The organism is Paraburkholderia sp. RL17-380-BIE-A, assembly GCF_046028085.1.
Taxonomy (GTDB): domain Bacteria; phylum Pseudomonadota; class Gammaproteobacteria; order Burkholderiales; family Burkholderiaceae; genus Paraburkholderia.
In genome coordinates this window covers 1-398 of sequence record NZ_JARESQ010000061.1, presented here as the reverse complement: position 1 = coordinate 398, position 398 = coordinate 1, and the positions used below count along the sequence as shown (strand labels likewise).

Genomic DNA, 398 nt, shown 5'->3' with positions numbered 1-398 from the left:
AGGCCACCGGCCGTGATCGCCCGTGCGCCGTACGACACCCGCTTGCCACCTTCGAGCACCGCGCGGATTGCCGGATGTGTCTTGTAGCGCTGGAATTCCTCGAACGGCGACAGGTACGGATTCGTGTAGCCGAGGCCGACCACAAAACCCACCACCACCTGGTTGTTATCCATGTGATAGAGGAACGAGCCGCCGTACGTGTCGTTCTCCAGCGGCCAGCCGGCGGTGTGCATCACGAGACCCGGCTTGTGCTTCGACGGGTCGATTTCCCACAGTTCCTTGATGCCGATACCGTAGACCTGCGGATCGACGCCTTCGCGCAGTTTGAACCGGTCGTTCAGTTGCCGCCCGAGATGCCCACGCGCGCCCTCACAGAACAGCGTGTACTTCGCGTGCAG

1 protein-coding gene is annotated in these 398 nt (G+C 62.6%); it reads right to left on the bottom strand.

The genetic code is table 11. The features are described from left to right. A partial coding sequence (locus P0D68_RS35525) for an NAD(P)/FAD-dependent oxidoreductase (protein ID WP_408303747.1) occupies positions 1 to 398 on the bottom strand: 398 nt, incomplete at both ends.